The following is a 2,587-nucleotide window of genomic DNA, read 5'->3' as shown; positions in this document are numbered from 1 at the left end:
TCGTACGCGGTCAATTAACCACGCCCTTGTTCGGTGAACGATGAGCTGTGAGGCTACGTGCCCATGTAGAGCAACATGGACATGTAGAGATGACAGAGCAGTACGCAGAGTTGAGAAGCCGGTTGGTTGTGGGACGCAAGAGTGACGGTCGCGGCGTCTACGACGAAGCTGCCAAGAAGGAATTGATCGTTGCCTGCCTCAAGCAGGGAGTGTCGGTGGCACGCATGGCGATGGAGCACGGTGTCAACACAAACCTTCTGAGGACGTGGATCACGGCTTACCAGCGGCGAAGTGCCCAGGTGCCGACTGGTGACATCGCGCGAACGCACGATGCGGCATTCGTTGCTGTACACGTAGAGGGTGAACAAGATCTGCCTCAGCGCGAGTGTGCAGTGGCGGCGCCCGCGATGGCCCACGCACCCGCTACGGCAGTGGCAGTGATCCCGAATGAGAACTCCTTGACGGCACCGACCCCGATGGTCGGGTTGCAGGTGCGCCTGCCTAACGGCGTGCAGCTCGATCTCGGCGAGACGAGCTTGCAGCAATTGCCGACGCTGGTGCAGATGTTGAGCCGACTTCCATGTTCCGCTTCGACGAAGGACTGAAGGTCTACCTGCACCGCGAGCCGGTGGACTTCCGGTTGAACATCAACGGCCTGGCCGTGCTGGTGGAGCAGGCGCTGGGCCTGGACCCGTTCGCCTCGTGCGCGTACGTGTTCAGCAACCGCCGGCGCGACCGGGTGAAGATCCTGGGTTGGGAGCGCAACGGCTTCTGGCTGTTGCTCAAGCGCCTGGAGAAGGACAGGTTCATCTGGCCCTCGGCCGATGCGGTTCCCACGCTGACGGCCGAACAGCTGCACTGGTTGCTGGAGGGCATCGACATCGCGGTGGTGCAACGCCACTCTCGTCTGCACTATTCCAGCGTGGCCTGAAGGAACAATGATGGCGCATGCCGATCCAAGCTGGCGTGTCGCCGCCCGCCACCATCACCGCTGAAGAACTCGCCGCGCTCATTGCCGAGCGCGATGCGCTGGCCGGCGCGCTTCGAGTAACGACCACCGAGCGGGACCTCGCACTGGAGCGGCTGAAGGCGCTGCAGCGCCAGCTGTTTGCGGCCAAGAGCGAAGCCCGCGGCACCGATCAGAAGGACCTGTTCCTCAACGAGGCCGAGGCGCTCGCGCCCACAGATCAGACGCCGCAGGCCGAGACCGACGAAGAGGAGTCGACACCGGTCGCGGGCCATCAACGCAAGAAACGCGGACGCAAGCCGCTGGACCCTGCGCTGCCGCGCGAGATCGTGCGCCACGAACTGCCCGAGGCCGAGCGTGTGTGCGCGCATGACGGGCACGCGCTGGTGGAAATCGGCGCCGAGGTCAGCGAGCAGATGGATGTCATCCCCGAACAGGTGCGCGTGCTGCAGCACCACCGCATCAAGTACGCCTGTCCCTGCTGCGATCAGAGCCTGAAGGTTGCACCGACGCCGGCGCGCATCATCCCGCGCGGGCTGCTCACCGAGCAGGCCCAGGCCTGGGTCATCACCGGCAAGTACCAGTTCGGCATGCCGTTGTACCGCACGGCCGTATTGCTGCGCCGCTTCGGTGGCGACATCGCGAGCAATACGCTGGCTTCCGGCATCGTGCGCATCGGCCAGGCTGTACAGCCGGTCATCAACCTGCTGCGCGACCACTTGCTGGACTCGGACCTGATCTACGGCGACGAGACCACGGTCCAGGTGCTCAAGGAGCCCGGAAGGAAAGCCCAGACGAAGAGCTACATGTGGGCGCAGATGAATGGCACCGGTCCACCGGTACGGCTGTTCGCCTATGCGCCGGGGCGCGGCGCCGTGCATGCCGAGAAACTGTATGCCGGCATCCGCCCCGGCACCACGCTCGTCACCGACGGCTACGAGGTCTACAACGGCATCGCGAAGGCCGGCGGTCTCACGCACCTTGGATGCTGGGTGCACGCGCGCAGGCCGTTCATCAAGGCCGAGGAATCCATACCGAAGGCAGCCCGCTCGCCCGATCAGATCGCGACCCGGTTCGTACGACTCATTGGCAAGCTGTACCGAGCGGAGGCCCTGGCCAGGGACTGGACGCCCGCGCGCCGGCAGCGGCTGCGTGTGCGCTACAGCGCCGCCGTCGTGCGCGAGATCGAGCGGCTGCTGCTGACGCACCTGCACGTCGTTGCACCGTCGAGCCTGCTGGGCGAAGCGCTGCACTACCTGCAAGGTCAGTGGCCCAAGCTCGTGCGGTTCCTGGACAACGGCTCCTGGCCGTTGGACTCCAACCCGGTGGAGAACGCCATCCGGCCCTTCGTCGTCGGGCGGCGCAGCTGGTTGTTCGCCGACACCGTCGGCGGTGCCAACGCGAGCGCCAATCTCTACTCGCTGATCGAGACCGCCAAGGCCAACAACGTCGAGCCCTACCGCTACCTCGTCGCGCTGTTCAAGAAGCTGCCGCTGGCACAGACCGTCGATGACTATGAGGCGCTGCTGCCTTGGAACATCGAGCTCGGCGGCGCGTAGGCCGCCCTGCGCCGATCGGTTCCAACATCACGCGCAAGGGCGTGGTTTATTGACTGCTTAC

General features: G+C 65.0%; 3 protein-coding genes. All 3 read left to right on the top strand.

All coding sequences use genetic code 11. The annotated features are described in order from the left end of the window. The first annotated feature begins 89 nt into the window (after positions 1-89). Genes NU688_RS33835 through NU688_RS33825 form a run of 3 tightly spaced genes read left to right on the top strand, consistent with a single transcriptional unit; the run spans position 90 to position 2,526 of the window. A complete protein-coding gene (locus NU688_RS33835; RefSeq protein WP_257865358.1) occupies positions 90-605 on the top strand; it encodes a transposase in 516 nt (171 codons plus the stop codon). Next, positions 581-931, top strand: a complete 351-nt coding sequence (gene tnpB / locus NU688_RS33830; protein ID WP_257865357.1) for an IS66 family insertion sequence element accessory protein TnpB — start codon at positions 581-583, stop codon at positions 929-931. The genes NU688_RS33835 and tnpB overlap by 25 nt, the downstream gene beginning before the upstream one ends. A 17-nt stretch (positions 932-948) precedes the next feature. Next, on the top strand, positions 949-2,526 hold the full coding sequence (locus NU688_RS33825) for an IS66 family transposase (RefSeq protein ID WP_257865356.1): 1,578 nt from the start codon (positions 949-951) through the stop codon (positions 2,524-2,526). The last annotated feature ends 61 nt before the right edge of the window (positions 2,527-2,587 follow it).

The organism is Variovorax sp. ZS18.2.2, assembly GCF_024701975.1.
Classification (GTDB): domain Bacteria; phylum Pseudomonadota; class Gammaproteobacteria; order Burkholderiales; family Burkholderiaceae_C; genus Variovorax.
The sequence above is the reverse complement of the archived record's forward strand: the minus strand, read 5'-3'. Positions and strand labels throughout refer to the sequence as shown.